Consider the following 20,814-nt stretch of genomic DNA (forward strand, 5'->3'; position numbering starts at 1 on the left):
CCTCTCAAGAAACTCCACTTAAGTCATTGATACCTCGTTGGTTTCTCCTGAGGCGGTTAACGGCACCAAGCTGTAGCCCATGGTCTCTGCACGTTTTGTCAGGTGATGCAGGACGCGTTGGCGGTGGCGTTCTTCGTAGTACAGCTCACCTTGGTCGACGTATTCGGACCCTTTGGTCAGTAGGGTGTAAATCAGTCGAGCCAGTTTGTGCGCGGCTGCGGTGATGGCGCGCCGCTTGTCCAGGCGAGCGCACAGCCTTCGGTAGTAGGCGCCTAAAGCGGACTGGCTGTGACGTAGCGCCATTGCCGCCAGACGCAGGGCCTGTGCGGCGCGGTTGGGTGAGCGTTTGGTGGCGCCGTTCAGAACCTTGCCTCCGGAGATGCGTGTGCCCGGGCACAAGCCTAACCACGAAGCGAAGTGCTTGGCCGAAGGGAAGCGGTTCATGTCCGGACCGACCTCGGCCAGAACGGTAAAGGCAGTCATCTCGTCGATGCCGTTGATGCGGGTCAGGTCCACGCCGCACATGGCAAATAGATGCGTGCGCAGATCGAAGGCCATGGCCTTTTTGGGCCAGCGGCGCTGCGACTTGCCCGGATCGCCGTCATGGCGGTGCAGTTTGTGCAGTTCGGCTTGGATGTGCTGATCGCAATCGTTGAGCAGTTGTTGATAGGTGTCGTACAGGGCCAGCGCTTGCCGCAACGCGAACAAGTGCTCGTGACGCCAGTTGCCTTGCAGCGCGGCAGCGATATCGTCCTCGCTGGCCTTGACCTGGCGCTTCTTCAGGCGGGCCAGTGCATGCGGGTCGCGCTCGCCACCGACGATGGCGCGGATGATGGCCTGACCGGTGACCCCGACCACGTCCGACAGCACTTGCGTGAGCTGAATGTTCATCTGGGCAAGTGCCTTCTGCATGTGCTGCACGTGGCGCACCTGCGAAGCAAGCAGCATCTCGCGCTGGCGCGAGAACTCGCGCAAGACGCAAATCTCGTCAGAGGGACGGAAGGCGCCGGCCAACAGGCCATAGCTCATGAGCTGTTGCAGCCACTGGCAGTCCAGGACATCGGACTTGCGGCCCGAGACGTTCTTCACGTGACGGGCGTTGACCAGGTAAACGGTGAAACCCTGGCTATCGAGCAGCTCATAAAGCGGGATCCAGTAAACGCCGGTGGACTCCATGGCCACGGCGGTAACGCCGCAGTCCTTGAGCCATTGCGCTAGGCGATACAAATCGGCCGTAAAGCTCTTGAACTCGCGGACAGGTTGGTCGTCGCGGTCATGAGGCACGGCGACGAAGTGGCTGGCCGACCCGATGTCGATGCCCGCGGCATCGGGATGGGCCAGGCTTAGGGTTGCATCGGACTTGCGAGGTGACATGGCTTGCTCCATCATCGCTAACGGAATGCCGCCAGGCATGGGTACGTCGTTGTACTCACTCTCTCAAACGGGATGCACGCGCTAAGCATGTGCTCACCAATGTCGGTGACGTCACCCGGGGCCATGCTTCAGTACGGGCGTGGGCAAACACGCACCATTGGAAGGTCGGTCTTTACCTGAGCGGCATTCCACCTTGCCACAGGTGCAGCCACGAAGACAGTTTCTTCGTCACGGGCGTCGTGAATGACGACTATTGGGCTTCAGATTCCCTCGGGCGCATCGAGGTTGCCCGCCACCGACTGCGCCCGCCCGAGGGGCTACGTCCGTCTTGGCTTGTCGCGCTGCTGGACCTGTGATCGGGGTATGGAATTTTCAGGGCTGCCAATCTTGGCCGCGCGGGCGGCCAAGATTGGCGTCCAGGCGTTTGAGGGGGTGGCGAATGCGCTGCGCGCCGGTGATCGATGCATATCCATCTTCCGCAACTTGCTGGGAGATAGAGCGGGGTTGGCCATTTCACCGATGCGGGGAGCGGAAGGTGACGTGTGTATCGCGTCGTGCGGTCAGTCCACCCTTCTCCACACGCTGGCGAGCCAGGGTTGTTGTTCGCGTGGCAGGCCGTCGGGGCGGTAGTAGTGTTCGAGTTCTTCGAAGCCTGCCCCTTGCAGCAGGGTGCGCCAGCCGTCCAGGTCGTGGTAGGCGCCGTAGCGGCCGCGGTTCCAGCCTTCCTGATTGCCGCCGCGCGGGTTGGAGCTGAAGAGGACGCCGCGGGGCTTGAGGGTGGCGCGCAGGTCGCGCAGGACGCGGGGCAGTTCCTGGGTGGGGACGTGGAACAGGACGGCGTTGGCGAAGATGCCGTCGAAGCGGGCGGGGGGCAGTTGCAGGCGCAGGAAGTCCTGGAGCCAGACTTCGCGGCCGCTGGCGGCGCGGGCCATGGCGACGAAGCTGGGGGTGCCGTCCAGGCCGACGGGGCGGTGGCCGAGGGCGGCGAAAGTCTTGAGGTCGCGGCCGGGGCCGCAGCCGAGGTCGAGGATGTCGTAGGGCGGCTCGCCGTCGATATGGCGCAGCAGCGCGGCGATGTTCTGGCTGACGTCGTGGTCGCGCGTGCCGGCCTCGAAGGACTGGGCGCTTTCTTCGTAGTGGGCCAGGGTCAGTTCGGTGATCTTGGCGAGGTCTTCGGCGTCGAGTTTCATGGAACGATTGTGCCGTAAAAAAACCCGCGCACGTCACCCTGCGCGGGTTTGGGGTCGGGCGCGGCCGGCTGAGGCGCGGCCGGCTTAGGCGTGGCCGGCTGAGGTGCGGCCGGCTTAGGCGCGGTCGGCTTAGGCGCGGCCGATATCAGCGCGACCGGCGCAGACGCGGGCGGCTGACCTGCGGCCGCCCGCGGCGCGGCAGGCTCAGGCGGCCAGACGGCCTTCGATCCGGGCCTTGGCGGCGGGCAGGTCCTCGGGCAAGCCCTGGGCCAGTTGGCCGAACAGCTCGTCGTGCAGGGCCAGTTCGTCGCGCCAGGCGCCGTCGTCGACCGACATGACCTGTTCGAATTTGTCGGGGCTGAATTCCAGGCCGGTCCAGTCGATGTCCTGGTAGCTGGGCGAGATGCCGAACACCTGGTCGACGCCGCCGGCCTGGCCGTCGATGCGGCCCAGCATCCAGCGCAGCACGCGCATGTTCTCGCCGAAGCCGGGCCAGACGAACTTGCCGTCGGGGCCCTTGCGGAACCAGTTGACGCAGTAGATGCGCGGCAGCGTGGCGCCGGCGGCTTCGAGCTGCTTGCCCAGCTTGAGCCAGTGCGTGAAGTAGTCGCTCATGTTGTAGCCGCAGAAAGGCAGCATGGCGAACGGATCGCGCCGCACCACGCCCTGCTGGCCGACGGCGGCGGCGGTGGTTTCCGAGCCCATGGTGGCGGCCATGTAGACGCCTTCGACCCAGTTGCGCGCCTCGGTCACCAGCGGCACGGTGGTGGAGCGGCGGCCGCCGAAGATGAAGGCGTCGATCACCACGCCCTGCGGGTTTTCCCACTCGGGGTCGATCGACGGGCACTGCGCCGCCGGGGCGGTGAAGCGCGCGTTGGGGTGGGCGGCCTTGCGGCCGGTTTCGCGGGCGATGGCGGGCGTCCAGTCCTGGCCCTGCCAGTCGATCAGGTGCGTCGGCGGCGTGTCGGTCATGCCTTCCCACCAGACGTCGCCGTCGTCGGTCAGGGCGACGTTGGTGAAGATGACGTTGGCCTTGAGCGTGGCCATGGCGTTGAAGTTGGTCTGCTCGCTGGTGCCCGGGGCCACGCCGAAATAGCCGGCCTCGGGGTTGATGGCGTGCAGGCGGCCGTCGGCGCCCGGCTTGATCCAGGCGATGTCGTCGCCGATGGTGGTGACCTTCCAGCCGTCCATGCCCTGCGGCGGGATCAGCATGGCGAAGTTGGTCTTGCCGCAGGCCGACGGGAACGCGGCGGCGACGTGGTACTTGCGGCCCTTGGGCGAGGTCACGCCCAGGATCAGCATGTGTTCGGCCAGCCAGCCCTGGTCGCGGCCCATGGTGGAGGCGATGCGCAGCGCGAAGCACTTCTTGCCCAGCAGCGCATTGCCGCCGTAGCCCGAGCCGAAGCTCCAGATCTCGCGACTCTTGGGGAAGTGAACGATGTATTTGGTGGCGTTGCAGGGCCAGGCCACGTCGGCCTCGCCGGCGGCCAGCGGCTTGCCGACCGAGTGCACGCACGGCACGAAGTCGCCGTCGGCGCCGAGCACGTCGTAGACCTGCTTGCCCATGCGCGTCATGATGCGCATGTTGACCACGACATACGGGCTGTCCGACAGCTCGACGCCGATGTGGGCGATGTCCGAACCCAGCGGACCCATCGAGAACGGCACCACGTACAGCGTGCGGCCGCGCATGGCGCCGTCGAACAGGCCGTTGAGGGTGGCGCGCATCTCGGCCGGGTCGGCCCAGTTGTTGGTCGGGCCGGCGTCCTCGGGACGGTCGGAGCAGATGAAGGTGCGGTCTTCGACGCGCGCCACGTCCGACGGGTCGGAACAGGCCAGGAAGGAATTGGGCCGCTTGGCCGGGTTGAGGCGGCGCATGGTGCCGGCCTGGACCATCTGTTCGCAGAGGCGGTCGTATTCCTCCTGCGAACCATCGCACCATTCGACGCGGTCCGGCTTGGCCAGCGCCACGACGCTGGCGACCCAGTCGATCAGGCCGCGATGCTTGACGTACGCGGGTACGTTCAAGGCCGCCAGGCCCCCGTCCAAGGGTTTATTCATCAGGGTTATCTCCATACTAAGGCTAATGGCGATACGGCCCCGTTTGACTGGGGCCGTATACATGTTTGCCCCATCATACTTGCAGCGCCGGGCAGGCCGTCAACCCGACCAAACGGACGAGTTTGTCACCGGGTTTGTCACCCGGTTTTCGCCGCGCCGCCAGGACTCAGGCATAGCTGCCGTCGCGCAGGGAACGGCGGATGATCTTGCCGGTGGCGGTGGTCGGCAAACTCGTTACAAAGCGGATGCGGCGCGGGTATTCATGGGCCGCCAGGCGGTTGCGTACGTGCGCCTGCAAGGTCTTGACCAGCGCCTCGTCGCCGGCCACGCCATCGTGCAGCACCACGTAGGCCATCACCACCTCTGTGCGCTCGGCGTCGGGCACGCCCACCACGGCGGCCATGCGCACCGCGGGGTGGCCCAGCAGGCAGTCCTCGATCGGCCCGGGGCCGATGCGGTAGCCGGCGCTGGTGATGACGTCGTCGTTGCGGCCGACGAAGCGGATGAAGCCGTCGGCGTCGCGCACGCCCATGTCGCCGGTCAGCAGGTAATCGCCGGCGAATTTCTCGGCGGTGGCCTGCGGGTTGTTCCAGTAGCCCAGGAACATCACCGGATCGGGCCGCAATACGCCGATATTGCCTTCCTGCCCATCGGCCATTTCGGCGCCCTGCTCGTCCACGATGGCGACCCGGTGGCCGGGCGCGGCGCGGCCGATGCTGCCGATGCGCGGCGCGAACAGGGATGAGCACGACGACACCAGCATGTTGCATTCGGTCTGGCCGTAGAACTCGTTGATGGTCACGCCCAGCACGCGGCGGCCCCAGTCGATCAGTTCGGCGCCGAGCGATTCGCCGCCGCTGGCCACCGAGCGCAGCGCCAGCGCGCCGGGCGCCGGCGGATGGGCTACGCCGCGCATCATCTTGAGCGCGGTGGGCGGCAGGAAGGTGTGCGTGACGCCATGGCGCGCCATCAGGTCGAAGGCCGCGGCGCCGTCGAATTTCTCGAAGCGCCGCGCCAGCACCGGCACGCCGTGGTGCCAGGCCGGCAGCAGCACGTCCAGCAGGCCGCCGATCCAGGCCCAGTCGGCCGGCGTCCACATCAGCGTGGCGTGCTCGGGAAAGAATTCGTGCGACATCTCCACGCCCGGCAGGTGGCCCAGCAGCACGCGGTGGGCGTGCAGCGCGCCCTTGGGCTTGCCGGTGGTGCCCGACGTGTAGATGATGACGGCCGGGTCGTCGGCCGCGGTGGGTTCGGCTTCGAACTGCGCGGATTCGGCGTCGAGCGAGGCGTGAAACGGCAGCGCCCCGCCCTCGCCCGGGCCGTCGATGCAATAGACCGTCCGCAGGGCCGGCAGCGTGGCGCGGATCTCGCGCAGGCGGCGGCAGCCCTCGGCGTCGGTGACCAGCGCGGCGGCGCCGCTGTCGGCCAGCCGGTACTGGATCGCGTCGACGCCGAACAAGGTGAACAGCGGCACCGCCACCGCGCCCAGCTTGTACACGGCGATGTGGGTCACGGCGGTCTCGGGCGCCTGCGGCAGGTACACCGCCACCCGGTCGCCGCGCCGCACGCCCTGGCGCCGCAGCGCGTTGGCCAGCTGGTTGGCGCGCGCCTTGATGTCGTCGAAGCTGTAGCGCGTCTGGCTGCCGTCGCTTTTCTCGTGGATCAGCGCCAGGCGGCCGCTGCCGTCGGCCCACTTGTCGCAGGCGTCCACGCCAATGTTGTAGGCCGCCGGCACGCGCCATTGGAAGGAAGACGCCAACTGCGCGTAGGTTTCGGTTCTGGACAGCATGATGCTCGGGTCTCCGTGTCGCGGTTCTTGTGTTCGCTGTTCTTTTGTATTCGTGGCGGGGGCTTTGAGGCGCGGCGCCGCGGGTCGTTATGATAGTAAGCCCTGGCCACTTCCCATCGCCCCGCCGCCCCCATGGAAAAAACCGCCGCCGTCCCGATGCGCCGCCCGCCGGCCAGCGCCAAGTCCGAGCAACGGATACGGGACATCCTGCGGGTCGCGCGGCAGGTGTTTTCCGAGGCCGGCTTCCAGGCCGCCACCACCACCGAGATCGCGCAGCGGCTGGGCGTGTCCGAAGGCACGGTGTTCACCTACTTCGGCGGCAAGCGCGAGCTGTGCGTGCGCGTCATCAGCGACTGGTACGACGAGATCATCGCCAAGGTCGAGGACTACCTGCCGCACGTGCAGGGCGCGCGGGCCCAGCTGCACTACCTGGTGCATGCGCACCTGCGCCACCTGCTGGCCGAGGGCACCGGGCTGTGCGCCTTCATCCTGTCCGAAGGCCGGGCCCGCAACGACGATTTCGGCGAGATCTATGCCGGCCTGCAGCGGCGCTACACCGCGCCGTTGATGCGCATCCTCGCGCAAGGCCAGGCCGACGGCCACATCCGCCAGGACATGCCGCTGCGCCTGCTGCGCTCGGCCATCTATGGCCCGATGGAACACGTGCTGTGGGACGCCATCCTGCGCGGCACGCGGGTCGACGTGGCGGCCACCGCCGACCAGCTGGTCGACTTCCTGTGGCAGGCGCTGCAGCCGCCGCGCCGCGACGCGCTGGCGCTGGCGCGATTCCGGGGCGAGGTGCAAGACGCCCTGCATCGGCTTCAGTCCGCCGAGAACAAGGACGGCGGCGCGTACTGAGGAAAGCCGTCGTAGGTCTCGCCGCGCGCGGCCGGCGCCAGCGTCCAGGAATGGCGCGCGTTGGGCACGCCGCCATCCACACGGATGACGCTGCCGTTGATGAAGGCCGCCGCCGGCGACAGCAGGAACACCACCGCCGCCGCCAGCTCGGCCTCGGTGCCGAAGCGCTGCAACGGCACCTTGGCGGCCAGGCCGCGCAGCACCGCGCGGTAGTCCTCGTCGTAGCTGTCCATGCCGCTGGAGGCGATCCAGCCCGGCGCCACCGCGTTCACCCGCACGCCGGCGTGGGCCCATTCGCAGGCCGCCGTTTCGGTCAGGTTCCAGACGCCGGCGCGGGCCGCGCCGGAATGACCCATGCCGGGCATGCCGCCCCAGATGTCGGCCAGCATGTTGACGATGGCGCCGCCATGCTGGCGCATGTGCTGGGTGTAGACCTCGCGCGCCATCAGGAACGTGCCATGCAGGTTGTTCTGCACCACCGCGTTCCAGCCATTGAAGCTGATCTGGTCCAGCGGCGCGGGGAACTGGCCCCCGGCGCAGTTGAACAGGCCGTCGATGGCGCCATGCGCGGCCAGCGCGTCGGCCACCGAGCCGCGCACGCCGGTTTCGCCGCGGATGTCGCAGGCGTGCAGCGTGATGCGGTCGGCGGCCTCGGGGTAGATGCGCGCCAGTTCATCGCGCGCGGCCTCCAGTTTTTCCGGCTTGCGGCCCACCAGCGCCAGACGCGCGCCGAGCGAAGCCAGCTCGTGCGCGGTGCAGCGCCCCAGGCCGCTGCCGCCGCCGGTGACCATGACGGTCTTGCCGTCGAACAGGCCCGGCCGGAAGACCGACGCGTAGCGCGCCGCCGCGGCGGCGCCGTCGGGGGATGGGTTCATGTCTCGCTCCATTGTTTTTTTGAGGATAACTCAATTACTTGACGAAAAAATACATCAAGTAGGCGTATAACCCTATGGAAACAATGCGTCGATTCAGGCTATTAATTGAGCCTTTATCAATAATTCGGAGACCCGCATGAGCACGCCGACCCCGCTGCTGGTGGACCGCGACGGCCCCGTCGCCCGCCTGACGCTGAACCGCCCGGACATGCGCAATGCCTTCGACGAGACGCTGATCGCGGCGCTGACCACGGCGGTGCGCGAGGCGGCGGACGACCCGGCCGTGCGGGTGCTGCTGCTGACCGGCGCGGGCAAGGCGTTCTGCGCGGGCGGCGACCTGAACTGGATGCGCAGGATGGCCACGCTGACCGACGCCGACAATCGCACCGACGCCGACCGCCTGGCGCGGATGCTGCGCGCCATCTGGTCCTGCCCCAAACCCGTGGTGGCGGCGGTCAACGGCGACGCCTATGCGGGCGGCATGGGCCTGGTGGCGGCCTGCGACGTCGCCATCGCCGCCGATCACGCGCAGTTCTGCCTGTCGGAAACGCGCCTGGGGCTGCTGCCGGCCACCATCAGCCCCTACGTGATCCGCGCCATGGGCGAACGCGCCGCCAATCGTTACTTCCTGACCGCCGAACGCTTCGACGCCGCCGCCGCGTACCGCATGGGGCTGCTGCATGGCGTCGTGCCGCTGGCGCGGCTGCAGAACGAAGCCGACACCGTCTGCCGCGCGCTGTGCGACAACGGCCCGCAGGCAGTGCAGGCCAGCAAGCGGCTGGTGCGCGACTTCGCCGGCCGCCCGCTGGATGACGCGCTGGTGGCCGATTCGGTCGAACGCATCGCGGCGGTGCGTGCGTCGGATGAAGCGCGGGAAGGCGTCAGCGCGTTCCTGGAAAAGCGCCCGCCGGCCTGGCGCGCGTTCTGAGGCAAGGCGCCGCGGCGCGGACGCGCCGCGGCGAACATGGCAAGCAAGATGCCCCGCCCAGGCCAGGGGAATATCCGGGTTAACCCGGAACGACGTTTAAGATGCGGACTTCGTCCACAAGAGAAGCCGCATGCCCGCCCTACGCCGCGCCGCCTGGAAACGTGAAATCGTCGCCACCCTGCTGCTGAGCCTGCCGCTGGTGCTGACCAACCTGGCGCAGATCGCGATGACGGTGACCGATGTGATGTTCATCGGCCACCTGGGCTCGCAAGCGCTGGCGGCCAGCGCGCTGGGCGCCAACCTGTATTCGGCGATTGCTTTCTTCGCACTCGGCCTGGTCAGCGCCACCGCGCCCATGGCGGCGCGTGCCGAGGGCGCGCGCCGCAACTCGGTGCGGGAAGTGCGCCGCACGGTGCGCCAGGGGTTCTGGAGCGCGCTGCTGATCTCGGTGCCGGGCTGCCTGGCGCTGTGGTTCGGCGAACACATCCTGCTGTTGCTGCGCCAACCGCCCGAGCTGGCCGCGCCGGCCGGCCAGTACCTGCGCGCGCTGCTGTGGGCCATGCCGCCATTCCTGGGTTTCCTGGTGCTGCGCTCGTTCGTGGCCGCGCTGCAGCAGCCGCGCTGGGCCTTCATCGTGGCGGTGGGCGCGATCCTGTTCAATGTGTTCGGCAATTGGGTGCTGGTCTTCGGCAATCTCGGCTTTCCCGCCATGGGTTTGATCGGCGCGGGCGTGGCCAGCGCCCTGGCCAGCCTGTCGCTGTTCGTGGGCATGGTCGTGGTGGTGCTGCGTGACCGGCGCTTTCGCCGCTACCGGTTGTTCGGCGACCTGCTGCAACCCGATTGGCAGCGCTTGCGCGCCTTCTGGAAACTGGGCCTGCCGATCGCCGTCGCAACCGCCTTCGAGGTCACCATCTTCAACGCCGCCGCTTTCCTCATCGGCTGGCTGGGCGAGGCCGAACTGGCGGCGCATGCCATCGCCATCCAGATCGCCAGCGTGACCTTCATGATTCCCTACGGCGTGGCGCAGGCGGCCACGGTGCGGGTCGGCTACGCCCAGGGCGCGGGCGACGGCGTGGGCGTGACGCGCGCCGGCTGGAGCGCCTTCGGCCTGGGCATCGGCTCGATGGTGATCGCCGCGGCGCTGATGGTGACGGCGCCGTACACGCTGGTGTCAGTGTTCATGGACGTGCACGACCCGGCCAACGCCAAGGTGCTGGCCTTCGCGGTCAGCTACCTGGCGGTGGCGGCGGTGTTCCAGATCGTCGACGGCGCGCAGGTGCTGGGCGCGGGCATGCTGCGTGGCCTGCACGACACGCGTGTGCCGATGATCTACGCGGCGATCGGCTATTGGGGTGTGGGTTTGCCGTGCGGCGCCTGGCTGGCGTTCCGGGCCGGCTGGCGCGGCGTCGGCATCTGGAGCGGGCTGGCCATCGGCCTGGCGGTGGTGGCGGTGCTGATGATGCAGCGCTGGAGCCGGCGCACGGGGCTGGGGCTGGTGGGGCGGCGCGTGTCCCACATGCCATAATCGGCGATGCATTTTCTGGAACGTCCATGCCCACCGCCTTGCCCGTTTTTCCCCCGTTGAACCCCGAACGCCTGTGGTCGCGCGTCGAGACCCTGTCGCGCTACACCCTGCCCGACCAGCCCTGGACCCGGCGCGCCTTTTCGCCGCTGTTCCTGCAAGCGCGCGAGTGGCTGCGCGGTGAATTCGAAGCCGCCGGCCTGGCCACGCGCCTGGACGCCGGCGGCAACCTGATCGGCACCCGCGCCGGCCGCAACGCGCACCGCAAGCCCATCGCCACCGGCTCGCACTGCGACACCGTGATGAGCGGCGGCCGCTTCGACGGCATCATCGGCGTGCTGGCCGGCATCGAAGTCGCCCACACCCTGCATGAACAGGGCATCGAACTGGAACACCCCTTCGAAGTCATCGACTTCCTGTCGGAAGAACCCAGCGACTACGGCATCTCCTGCGTCGGCAGCCGCGCCCTGAGCGGCCAGCTCTCGGCCGACATGCTGGCTGCGCGCAACGCCGATGGCGAGACGCTGGCGCAGGGCATCGCCCGCATCGGCGGCGATCCCGGCGCGCTGACCGCGCCCCTGCGCGGCCCGGACGGCACCGCCGCCTTCGTCGAACTGCACATCGAACAAGGTCCCGTGCTGGAAAGCCGCCAGCTGCCCATCGGCGTGGTCACCAACATCGTCGGCATCCGCCGCGTGCTGATCACGGTCGAAGGCCAGCCCGACCACGCCGGCACCACGCCCATGGACATCCGCCGCGACGCGCTGGTCGGCGCGGCCCGCATCATCGACGCCGCCAGCCGCCAGGCCAGCGCCGCCAGCGGCAAGCCGCATTACGTGGTCGCCACCGTCGGCAAGCTCGCCATGACGCCCAACGCCGCCAACGCCGTGCCCGGCCGCGTCGAACTGACGCTGGAAATGCGCAGCGACAGCAACGCGGTGCTGGACGCCTTCCCCGAAACCCTGATGGCCAGCGTGGCCGCCGACCTGAAGGCGCTGCGCCTGACCGCCGGCTTCGTCCAGTTGAGCCGCGCCCAGCCCACCGACTGCACGCCGCTGGTGATGGACGCGGCGCAGGCCGCCGCCGACCAGCTCGGCTACGCCAGCATGCGCCTGCCCAGCGGCGCCGGCCACGACGCCGTCTACATGGCGCCCACCGGCCCCATCGGCATGATCTTCATCCCCTGCCTGAACGGGCGCAGCCACTGCCCCGAGGAGTGGATCGAGCCGGCGCAGTTGCTGGACGGCACCCGTGTGCTGTATCAGACCGTGCTGGAACTGGATCGCCGGCTGTCCCGATAACCCCACCCTGATGCCGCCATGGAACAGATAGAACTGAACGACAGCACCGCCGACCGCTACCTGCTGGACACCCCCGGCCTGACGCTGCTGGTGTTCCACAGCCGCACCTGCGGCACTTGCCGCATCGCGCGCGAACAGTTGCCCAAGCTGGACCTGCCGGTGGAACGCGTGTGCTGGGTCGATGCGGGCGAGAACGGCGGCCTGGTGGAACGCTACGAGGTCTTTCACCTGCCGGCCATGTTCGTGACCCGCGACGGCGCCTTCTTCGGCCCGGTGCAGGCCAGCCTGGCCGAATGGGATCTGCGCCAGCAGATCGGACTGGCGCTGGACAGCTACCCGGCCGAACTGCCGTGAGCGCCGTCGCCGCCCTCCCGGCCCCTGCCCGCCGTCCGCTGGACTCGCTGGCCACCGGCGTGATGCTGCTGCTGTGCGTCTGCTGGGGTTTCCAGCAGATCGCCATCAAGCTGGTGGCGGCCGACATCTCGCCCATCATGCAGGTCGGCCTGCGCTCGGCCTTCGCGGCGCTGGTGCTGGGCGCGGTGGTGTGGCGCGCCGAAGGCTCGCGCGCGCTGCGCGATGGCACGCTGGGCGCGGGCGTGCTGGTGGGCCTGCTGTTCGGCGTCGAGTTCCTGGCGATCGCGCAGGGGCTGGTCTACACCACGGCCTCGCACATGTCGGTGTTCCTGTACACCGCGCCGATCTTCACCGCGCTGGGCCTGCACTGGCGCGTGCCGGAAGAACGCATGGCGCCGCTGCAATGGCTGGGCGTGGCGGTGGCCTTCGGCGGCATCGCCGTGGCCTTCCTGGGCAACGGACAGCCGCAGGCCGCGGCTGCCAGCAACATGCTGCTGGGCGACAGCCTCGGGCTGCTGGGCGGGCTGCTGTGGGGCGCCACCACGGTGGCGATCCGCCGCACCGCGCTGTCGGAAGCGGCGCCGTCCAAGACCCTGTTCTACCAAATGGCGATCGCCGCGCTGGTGCTGCTGGTCTATGCCGCGGCCACCGGCAACGCCGGCATCCGCTACACCCCGTCGGCGATGCTGAGCGTGGCGTTCCAGTCGGTGGTGGTGGCGTTGTCGAGCTACCTGGCCTGGTTCTGGCTGCTGCGGCGCTACCTGGCCTCGCGCCTGTCGATCCTGTCGTTCATGACGCCGCTGTTCGGGGTGTCGTTCGGCGTGCTGATCCTGGACGAGCCGCTGGACGGCGCCTTCGTCCTGGGCGCGCTGATGGTGCTGGCCGGCATCTCGCTGGTGAGCGGCGCCGGCCTGCTGCGCGAGAAACTGCGGCGCGGCCGGCGCGCCTGAGCGGCGCGGGGTGACCGTAGTGGGATGGCAGGCGCGGGCCGGGTCGAGGGCTGACCCGCCGCCTGGCACGCCAGTGCTTGCCGTCACCGGCGCGCGTTCGAGGCGCCGGCCCTTCAGGCCCGGCGCGCGCCGCCCAGGTTCAAGACGATCAGCGCCGCGCCCGCCAGCACCAGCGCGAAGCCCCACCAGTCGGCCACGGCGGGGCGATCGCCCACCAGCGCCATCGCGCCCAGCACGCCGACCACCGGCACCATCAGCGTGGTCAGGGCCGCCACCGTGGCGCTGACCCGTTCGCTCAGCACGAACCACAGCCAATACGCCACCGCCGTGCCCAGCACGATGTGGAACGTCAAAGCCACCGCCACCCGCGGGCTCCAGCCCTGCGTTGGAAAAGTCTCGCCCGCCAGCAGCATGCCGGCCAGCGCGCAGGCCGCGCCCACCGCCAGTTGCCATGCCGTCACCACGATGCGGTGCCCCGTCACCGGCCAGCGCTTCAGGTAGACCGTGCCGGCGGCCCACCCGAAGGCGGCGGTGAGCGGAAACGCCAGGCCGCGCGCGGCGGCCAGGTCGTGATCGGCGAAGATGGCGCGCAGCACCGGCCAGGCCAGCACCGCCACGCCCAGCCCGCCCAACAGCAGCGCCAGGCCGCGGCGGCGGTCCAGCCGTTCGCCCAGCACGGCCCAGGCCAGCAGCGCCGACATCATCGGCATGGTGAAGGTCAGCACCGCGGCGCGCGAGGTGCTGGTGCTGAGCTGGGCCCAGGCCACCGCCAGGTTGAACACCGCCACCGCCAGGATGCCGCCGATGACGATCCCCCGCCACGAGGCGCGCGGCGGCAACAGCGCCAATCCCTTGGCGCGCGCCAGGATCAGCAGCAGCGCGGCGCCGCTGCCCAGTCCCAGCAGCCGCAGGGTGAACGGCGGGCAGATCGACAGCACGATCTTGACCGCCGGCCAGTTCAGGCCCCAGAACAGCGCCAGCGCAACCGGGATCAGGCGCACGCGGCCTTTTCCCGGGCGATCAGGTCCGCCAGGCCCTGGCGCTGACGGCCTTCGGCGTCGAAGTTGGCGGGATCGAGCCAGCTTTCGTAGGCGGCGCGCAACGCCGGCCATTCACTGTCGATGATCGAGAACCAGGCGGTGTCGCGGCTGCGGCCCTTGTAGACCGTGGCCTGGCGGAAGATGCCTTCAAACTGGAAACCCAGCCGCGCGGCGGCGGCGCGCGACGGCGCGTTCAGGCTGTCGCATTTCCATTCGTAGCGGCGGTAGCCCAGCTCGTCGAAGGCGCGGCGCATCAACAGGAACTGCGCCTCGGTGGCGATGCGGGTGCGCTTGAGCAACGGCGAAAATGCCACGAAGCCGACTTCGATCACGCCGCTGGCCGGGTCAATGCGCATCAGCGACAGCGAGCCGATCGCGCGGCCGCTGGCCAGGTCGATGACGGCATGATGCATCGGGTCGCTGGCGGCATGGGCCTGCGCCTGCTCGGCGAACTGGCGGTAGGCGGCGGCGTCCGCAAAGGGGCCGACGCTCATGTAGGTCCAGTCACGGCCGTCGGGCGCCTGGCTGAAGGCGGCGTACAGGTCCGCCGCGTGGCGCTCGGCCGATAGCGGTTCGAGGCGGCAGTAGCGGCCCTGCGCGGGGGCCAGCGGCGGTCGCGGACGCGGTGTCCAGCCGGACAGGTCGGCGCCGATGGGTTGTTCGAATGCGTTGACGCGGGGTTGCATGCTGCGAGGCCTCATCCTGGTGGCAAGCGGGTTGGGGAAAGCGCCGCCGGAGCGGGCGGCTGCCAGGGTTTTTCGTCGTGACAGGCCCTGGCATGCTCCCACGATAGCCAAACCGTGGCATGATAAAAAGCACCACGATTCCTGAATTTAATAGAGCCATGACCGACCAAGCCGCCCTGCTCTCCAGTCCGCTGGCGCGCGGGCCGGGCGCCCCGCCGCGTCAACGCCAGCTGATCCAGCGGCTCAAGCAGGCCATCCTGGCGGGACAGTTGCCCGCTGGCGGCAAGCTGCCAGCCTCGCGCGTGCTGGCCGACGAGCTGGACATCTCGCGCAACACGGTGCTGATCGCGTACGAACAGTTGACCGCCGAAGGCTACGTCATCGCCGACCGCCAGGGCACCCGCGTGGCGCCGTTGTCGGCCGCCGCCGCCAGCGCCGCCCGGCAGGCCGTGCGACAAGCCGCTGCGCAAGCGGCCGGACAGTCGGGCACAGCCGACGCGCCGGCCTTGCGCACCGCCACGCGGCTGTCGCGCATCGTCTCGACGCGCGCGCCCAACGACGGCTCGCTGCCGCTCACGCCCGGCACGCCCGCGCTGACCCAGTTTCCCATCAATGCCTGGCGCCGGGCCCAGGACCGGGCGCTGCAGGCCGCTCCCGCCGCCACGCTGGGCTACGGCCCGCCGGTGGGCGAACCGGCGCTGCGCGAAGCCATCGCCCAGTATCTGCGGGTGTCGCGCGGGGTTCACTGCGACGCCTCGCGCATCGTCATCACGGAAGGCGCGCAGGGCGCGCTGGCGCTGTGCGTGCAACTGCTGACCAATCCCGGCGACACCGCCTGGCTGGAGGAACCCGGCTACCGGGGCGCCAAGTCGGCCTTCCACGCGGGCGACCTGAACGTGGTGGCGATGCGGGTCGACGCCGACGGCGTCGCCATCACCGACGAAGACTGGCGCACCCGGCCGCCGCGCCTGATCCAGACCACGCCGACGCACCAATACCCCACCGGCGCCGTGCTGTCGCTGGCGCGCCGCCTCGACCTGCTGGAGCGGGCGCGCCGCGCCGGCGCCTGGATCATCGAGGACGACTACGACAGCGAATTCCGCCACCAGGGCGAGCCGATCGCCGCCATGCAGGGCCTGCTGCCGGACGCGCCGGTGCTGTACGTGGGGACCTTCAGCAAGACCATGTTCCCCGCGCTGCGGCTGGGCTTCCTGGTGCTGCCGCAGTCCATCGCCGGGCCGGCGATGCCGTCGATCACGGAAATGCTGCGCGGCGGGCACCGGCTGGAACAGCTGACCATGGCCGCCTTCATCGACAATGGCCAATTCTCGCGCCACCTGGGCCGCATGCGGCGGCTGTACCGCGACCGCCAGGCCGCCCTGCGCGACGCGCTGGCGCGGCACCTGGGCATCGATCACGAGGTCCTGGGCGGCCACAGCGGCCTGCATCTGACGGTGCGGCTGCCGCCGGACGTGCCCGATCGCGCCATCGTCGAACAGGCGCGCCGGCTGGGCATGAACCCCAACGCGCTATCGACCTTCGCCATCAACCCGCAACCGCAGGACAACGGCCTGGTGATCGGCTACGGCAACACCAGCGCCGACCGCTTCCCGGCGCTGGTCCGGCAACTGGGCAAGCTGGCCGCGACGCTGCGGACCTGAATCGCGGCCGGCGGCATTGCGGATTCGCCCCCCGGCCGGCGGCACGCATCGTGCCGCGGTCCGTCGACCGGGCGCGGCCAGGCGTGGCGCCGCGGCGCCCCGCATCAGCGGCGCGAATCGAGCGCCATGCGCACGGCCAGGCCGGCCAGCACCGTGCCCATCAGCCAGCGCTGGATCACCATCCACAGCGGCCGGCCGGCCAGGAAACCGGCAATGGACCCGGCCATGATGGCGATGACCGCGTTGACCGACAGGCTGATGGCCACCTGCGTCAGCCCCAGCGCGATCGACTGGGTGAACACGCTGCCATGGTCGGGCTGGATGAACTGCGGCAGCAGCGACACGTACAGCACGGCGATCTTGGGATTGAGCAGGTTGGTCACCAGCCCCATGGTGAACAGCGTGCGCGGGCTGCTGGCCGGCAGCTCGCGCACCTGGAACGGCGAGCGGCCGCCCGGGCGCACCGCCTGCCAGGCCAGGTACAGCAGGTAGAGCGCGCCGCCGAAGCGCAGCGCGTCGTAGGCATAGGGCACCGACATCAGCAGCACGGTCAGGCCGAAGGCCGCGCACAGCACGTAGAAGACGAAGCCCACCGCCACCCCGGACAGCGAAATCAGGCCGGCCTTGGGCCCCTGCGAAATCGAGCGCGACACCAGGTAGATCATGTTGGGCCCGGGCGTGAGCACCATGCCCAGGGCGACCAGGGCGAACGTCAGGAGATTGGCGATGTCAGGCATGATGCGCCGGCGCGCGCCGGTCGGTGGTGGGGGAATGAGGCATCACGTTATCTGAAATCTGTATCGGAACAGCGGGATTTTTCGTGGCCGCGGCGCGCGTGTTGCGCGCCCGCCGCAGGCCTGGGCGCGCCGGCAGCGACGGCCGCGTTCAACGACCGCGCCGCCGGGATACAACAACCGCGCCACTTTTAAATGTGGCCGGATGGGAGCGGCGGCTGGAGCGGGATACAGTGGTCGGATCGCCCCGCCCGCAGGACGCGCGCGCGGCGCCGTTGAATGTCGACCAGATCCAGGGAGGATCCGCCCATGCCGCCACGATCATCGTCCTCGCCCGCCGCCCGCGCCGGCGCCATCCGCGTCGGCGTCGGCGGCTGGACCTACGCGCCGTGGCGCGGCCCCTTCTACCCGGAAGGCCTGCCGCACGCGCGCGAGCTTGAATACGCCAGCCGGCAGCTCACCGCCATCGAGATCAACGGCACCTATTACAGCAGCCAGAAGCCGGCCACCTTCGCCAAATGGCGCGATGAAACGCCCGACGATTTCGTGTTCTCGCTCAAGGCGTCGCGCTACGCCACCAACCGGCGCGAACTGGCCGGCGCCGGCGAATCCGTGCACCGCTTCGTGCACGGCGGCATCGCCGAACTGGGTCCCAAGCTGGGGCCGATCGTGTGGCAGTTCGCGCCCACCAAGGCGTTCGACGCCGGGGACTTCGGCGCCTTCCTGGCGCTGCTGCCGGACCAGGTCGACGGCCTGCCGCTGCGCCACGTGATGGACGTGCGTCACGCCAGTTTCGCCTGCCAGGCCTACCTGGACCTGGCGCGGCGCCACGGCGTGGCCACGGTCTACACCGACAGCGAGGACTTCCCGTCGCTGGCCGATCGCAGCGCCGATTTCGTCTATGCCCGGCTGATGCGGGCCAGCACCGCCTTCAAGGCCGGCTATGCGCCCAAGGTGCTCGATGCGTGGGCCGACCGGCTACGCACCTGGGCGCGCGGCGGCGACCCGGCCGACCTGCCGCGGGTGGACCCGCGCAAGCCCGCCGGCGCGACGCACCCGCGCGATGTGTTCGCGTTTTTCATCAATGGCGCCAAGGAACGCGCGCCGGCGGCGGCGCGCGCCATGATCGAACGCCTGTAGCCGACGCGCCGCGCCGGCCTGGCCTTTGGCGGCAGGGCCGGCCCCGGGAGAGGGCCGGCAACCGCCTCAATCGGCGACCGGCGTGCGCAGCGTCACGAACTCTTCGGCGGCGGTCGGGTGGATGCCGATGGTGTCGTCGAACACGCGCTTGGTGGCGCCGGCCTTGAGCGCGATGGCGATGCCCTGCACGATCTCGCCGGCCTCGGGGCCGACCATGTGCACGCCCAGCACCTTGTCGGTGTCGGCGTCCACGATCAGCTTCATCAGGGTCTTTTCCTGCGATTCGGTCAGCGTCAGCTTCATGGGGCGGAAGCGGCTTTCGAACAGCTTGATCCTGTGGCCGGCGGCGCGCGCCTCTTCGGTCGTCATGCCGACGGTGCCGATGTTGGGCAGGCTGAACACGGCGGTCGGGATCAGCTTGTAGTCGACCTTGCGGTATTCCTCGGGGCGGAACAGGCGGCGCGCCACCGCCATGCCCTCGGCCAGCGCCACCGGCGTCAGCGGCACGCGGCCGATGACGTCGCCAATGGCCAGGATCGACGGTTCGCTGGTGCGGTATTCGTCGTCCACCGCGATGAAGCCCTTCTCATCCAGCTTGACGCCGGTGTTCTCCAGCCCCAGGTTGTCCAGCATCGGCCGGCGGCCGGTGGCGTAGAACACGCAATCGGTCTCGATCACGCTGCCGTCCTTGAGGGTGGCGGCCAGAGTGCCGTCGGCGCGCTTGTCGATGCGCGCCACCTCGGCGTCGAACTTCAGGTCGATGCCCTTCTTGACCAGCTCATCGCGCAGGTGCTCGCGCACCGCCTGGTCGAAACCGCGCAGGAACAGCGGGCCGCGGTAGACCTGGGTGGTCTGCGCGCCCATGCCGTTGAAGATGGAGGCGAATTCGACCGCGATGTAGCCGCCGCCCACCACCAGCACGCGGCGCGGCAGCGCCTTCAGGAAGAAGGCCTCGTTCGAGGTGATGGCGTGTTCCTTGCCGGGGATGTCCGGCACCTGCGGCCAGCCGCCGGTGGCCACCAGGATATGCGCGGCGGTGTAGGATTTGCCGTCCACCTCGACCGTGTGCGGATCCTTGATGCGGGCGTGGGCTTCCAGCAGCGTCACGCCGCTATTGACCAGCAAGTTGCGGTAAATGCCATTAAGACGCTCGATCTCGCGGTTCTTGTTGGCGATCAGCGTGGGCCAGTCGAAGCGGGGTTCGTCCACGCTCCAGCCGAAGCCGTGGGCCTGCTCGAAGTCTTCGCTGTAGTGCGCGCCGTAGACCAGCAGCTTCTTGGGCACGCAGCCCACGTTGACGCAGGTGCCGCCCAGATAGCGGCTTTCGGCCACCGCCACGCGCGCGCCGAAGCCGGCCGCGAAGCGGGCCGCGCGCACGCCGCCGGAGCCCGCGCCGATCACAAACAGGTCGAAATCGAATGCCATGGTGTTTCCTTCGCCGTCCCGCTGCCGGGACGCGTTCACTGTCGGGAGAAGCGCTATTTTGCACCAGTGCGCCGGCGACCGCCGGCTTGCCCCCACGGCCAACCGGAGGTCAACGGCCGGTGGGGCAGCGCCGGAAGCGGGCCCACGTTGCGCAGACGCGCCCGCTCGGGCGGCCGCAATCCTCCCTGGCGCGCGCCACCTTGGGCTACAGTAATCGGCCGGGGCGCGGTCGCCGCCCCTCCCTCTCCCTGGAGTCGTCCCGATGTCGCTTGAAACCTGGCTGGCCTTCCTCGGCGCATCCGCCCTGCTGCTGATGCTGCCCGGCCCCACCATCCTGACCGTCATCAGCTATTCCCTCACCCATGGCAAGCGCGCCCGCCTGCCGTTGGTGCTGGCGGTGGCGCTGGGCGACTCCACCGCCCTGGCGCTGTCGCTGCTGGGCCTGGGCGCGCTGCTGTCGGCGTCGGCCTTCTGGTTCACCGTGGTCAAGACCGTGGGCGGCCTTTACCTGCTCTACCTGGGCTTCAAGCTGCTGCGCGCCGGCGTTTCGCCCGCCACGCTGCCGCAGGCCGGCGCGGCCGGATCGCGCTGGAAGCTGTTCGCCAACACCTACCTGGTGACGGCGCTGAACCCCAAGGGCATCATCTTCTTCGTGGCCTTCCTGCCGCAGTTCATCGACCCGGCCGGCGACGTCACGCGCCAGCTGTGGATGCTGTCGGCCACCTTCGTGACCTGCGCCGGCATCAACGCCACCGCCTACGCGCTGTTCGCCGGCTCGGCGCGCCGCCTGCTGGCATCGCCGCGCGCGCAGCGCGGCTTCAACCTGGGCGGCGGCGCGCTGTTGTCGGCCGCCGGAGTCTGGGCGCTGCTGGCACGCCGCGCCTGAACGTCGGCAGGGCGCGGGCGGCGGCGCTTGCGGCGCCCCG

18 protein-coding genes are annotated in these 20,814 nt (G+C 69.5%); 9 read left to right on the forward strand and 9 right to left on the reverse strand.

Annotation, left to right across the window (positions count from 1 at the left end; genetic code table 11):
* Nucleotides 1-18 precede the first annotated feature (18 nt).
* The 4 genes from AruCF_RS17405 to AruCF_RS17420 all read right to left on the reverse strand — a co-directional run bounded on the left by AruCF_RS17405 (nucleotide 19) and on the right by AruCF_RS17420 (nucleotide 6,414).
* Nucleotides 19-1,374 (reverse strand): IS110 family RNA-guided transposase, encoded by a 1,356-nt coding sequence (locus tag AruCF_RS17405; protein ID WP_049073553.1) that lies wholly within the window; start codon nucleotides 1,372-1,374, stop codon nucleotides 19-21.
* Nucleotides 1,375-1,934: 560 nt separating this feature from the next.
* A complete protein-coding gene (locus AruCF_RS17410) occupies nucleotides 1,935-2,564 on the reverse strand; it encodes a class I SAM-dependent DNA methyltransferase (RefSeq protein WP_049074803.1) in 630 nt (209 codons plus the stop codon).
* A 204-nt stretch (nucleotides 2,565-2,768) separates the two neighbouring features.
* Nucleotides 2,769-4,625, reverse strand: a complete 1,857-nt coding sequence (locus AruCF_RS17415) for a phosphoenolpyruvate carboxykinase (GTP) (protein WP_049074805.1) — start codon at nucleotides 4,623-4,625, stop codon at nucleotides 2,769-2,771.
* 166 nt (nucleotides 4,626-4,791) lie between these two features.
* Nucleotides 4,792-6,414, reverse strand: coding sequence for an acyl-CoA synthetase (locus tag AruCF_RS17420; protein WP_049074808.1), 1,623 nt, complete (start codon nucleotides 6,412-6,414; stop codon nucleotides 4,792-4,794).
* Between the two features lie 132 nt (nucleotides 6,415-6,546).
* Here AruCF_RS17420 and AruCF_RS17425 point away from each other — a divergent pair, with 132 nt between their 5' ends.
* A complete protein-coding gene (locus tag AruCF_RS17425) occupies nucleotides 6,547-7,272 on the forward strand; it encodes a TetR/AcrR family transcriptional regulator (RefSeq protein WP_049074811.1) in 726 nt (241 codons plus the stop codon).
* On the opposite strand, the gene AruCF_RS17430 is transcribed toward AruCF_RS17425, so the two are convergent.
* The gene (locus tag AruCF_RS17430) at nucleotides 7,236-8,147 is read right to left on the reverse strand and encodes an SDR family oxidoreductase (protein WP_049074813.1); all 912 of its coding nucleotides are present in this window, start codon (nucleotides 8,145-8,147) and stop codon (nucleotides 7,236-7,238) included. The two genes, AruCF_RS17425 and AruCF_RS17430, sit on opposite strands and share 37 nt — an antisense overlap.
* Nucleotides 8,148-8,283: 136 nt before the next feature.
* Between AruCF_RS17430 and AruCF_RS17435 the strand changes: the two genes are divergently transcribed.
* The 5 genes from AruCF_RS17435 to AruCF_RS17455 all read left to right on the forward strand — a co-directional run bounded on the left by AruCF_RS17435 (nucleotide 8,284) and on the right by AruCF_RS17455 (nucleotide 13,202).
* Nucleotides 8,284-9,075, forward strand: coding sequence for an enoyl-CoA hydratase/isomerase family protein (locus AruCF_RS17435; protein ID WP_049074815.1), 792 nt, complete (start codon nucleotides 8,284-8,286; stop codon nucleotides 9,073-9,075).
* A 130-nt stretch (nucleotides 9,076-9,205) separates the two neighbouring features.
* Nucleotides 9,206-10,600 (forward strand): MATE family efflux transporter, encoded by a 1,395-nt coding sequence (locus tag AruCF_RS17440; RefSeq protein ID WP_049074817.1) that lies wholly within the window; start codon nucleotides 9,206-9,208, stop codon nucleotides 10,598-10,600.
* A 26-nt stretch (nucleotides 10,601-10,626) separates the two neighbouring features.
* Nucleotides 10,627-11,898, forward strand: coding sequence for an N-carbamyl-l-glutamate amidohydrolase ErtE (ertE, locus tag AruCF_RS17445; protein ID WP_049074819.1), 1,272 nt, complete (start codon nucleotides 10,627-10,629; stop codon nucleotides 11,896-11,898).
* A gap of 18 nt (nucleotides 11,899-11,916) precedes the next feature.
* Nucleotides 11,917-12,252: a thioredoxin family protein gene (locus AruCF_RS17450; RefSeq protein ID WP_049074821.1), complete on the forward strand. Its 336-nt coding sequence runs from the start codon at nucleotides 11,917-11,919 to the stop codon at nucleotides 12,250-12,252.
* Between the two features lie 62 nt (nucleotides 12,253-12,314).
* Nucleotides 12,315-13,202, forward strand: a complete 888-nt coding sequence (locus AruCF_RS17455) for a DMT family transporter (protein WP_049077945.1) — start codon at nucleotides 12,315-12,317, stop codon at nucleotides 13,200-13,202.
* A 113-nt stretch (nucleotides 13,203-13,315) separates the two neighbouring features.
* On the opposite strand, the gene AruCF_RS17460 is transcribed toward AruCF_RS17455, so the two are convergent.
* Together AruCF_RS17460 and AruCF_RS17465 are read right to left on the reverse strand one after the other, a co-directional pair.
* The gene (locus AruCF_RS17460; RefSeq protein ID WP_049074822.1) at nucleotides 13,316-14,203 is read right to left on the reverse strand and encodes a DMT family transporter; all 888 of its coding nucleotides are present in this window, start codon (nucleotides 14,201-14,203) and stop codon (nucleotides 13,316-13,318) included.
* Nucleotides 14,194-14,928, reverse strand: coding sequence for a GNAT family N-acetyltransferase (locus AruCF_RS17465; RefSeq protein WP_049074824.1), 735 nt, complete (start codon nucleotides 14,926-14,928; stop codon nucleotides 14,194-14,196). Before AruCF_RS17465 ends, AruCF_RS17460 begins: the two co-directional genes overlap by 10 nt.
* Before the next feature lie 119 nt (nucleotides 14,929-15,047).
* On the opposite strand from AruCF_RS17465, the gene pdxR reads away from it, so the two are divergent.
* Nucleotides 15,048-16,589, forward strand: coding sequence for a MocR-like pyridoxine biosynthesis transcription factor PdxR (gene pdxR / locus AruCF_RS17470; protein ID WP_174655159.1), 1,542 nt, complete (start codon nucleotides 15,048-15,050; stop codon nucleotides 16,587-16,589).
* A gap of 104 nt (nucleotides 16,590-16,693) precedes the next feature.
* On the opposite strand, the gene AruCF_RS17475 is transcribed toward pdxR, so the two are convergent.
* Nucleotides 16,694-17,326: a LysE family translocator gene (locus tag AruCF_RS17475; protein WP_049074829.1), complete on the reverse strand. Its 633-nt coding sequence runs from the start codon at nucleotides 17,324-17,326 to the stop codon at nucleotides 16,694-16,696.
* A gap of 306 nt (nucleotides 17,327-17,632) precedes the next feature.
* Here AruCF_RS17475 and AruCF_RS17480 point away from each other — a divergent pair, with 306 nt between their 5' ends.
* Nucleotides 17,633-18,463, forward strand: coding sequence for a DUF72 domain-containing protein (locus AruCF_RS17480; protein ID WP_049074832.1), 831 nt, complete (start codon nucleotides 17,633-17,635; stop codon nucleotides 18,461-18,463).
* A 66-nt stretch (nucleotides 18,464-18,529) separates the two neighbouring features.
* Here the strand turns inward: AruCF_RS17480 and gorA are convergent, their stop codons facing one another.
* Entirely contained in the window at nucleotides 18,530-19,888 is a 1,359-nt protein-coding gene (gene gorA / locus AruCF_RS17485; protein ID WP_049074833.1) for a glutathione-disulfide reductase, read from the reverse strand.
* Between the two features lie 262 nt (nucleotides 19,889-20,150).
* Between gorA and AruCF_RS17490 the strand changes: the two genes are divergently transcribed.
* Complete coding sequence (locus tag AruCF_RS17490; protein WP_049074834.1) at nucleotides 20,151-20,774, forward strand: LysE family translocator; 624 nt, start codon at nucleotides 20,151-20,153, stop codon at nucleotides 20,772-20,774.
* Nucleotides 20,775-20,814 lie beyond the last annotated feature (40 nt).

It is taken from the genome of Achromobacter ruhlandii, from assembly GCF_002082135.1.
Lineage (GTDB): Bacteria > Pseudomonadota > Gammaproteobacteria > Burkholderiales > Burkholderiaceae_B > Achromobacter > Achromobacter ruhlandii.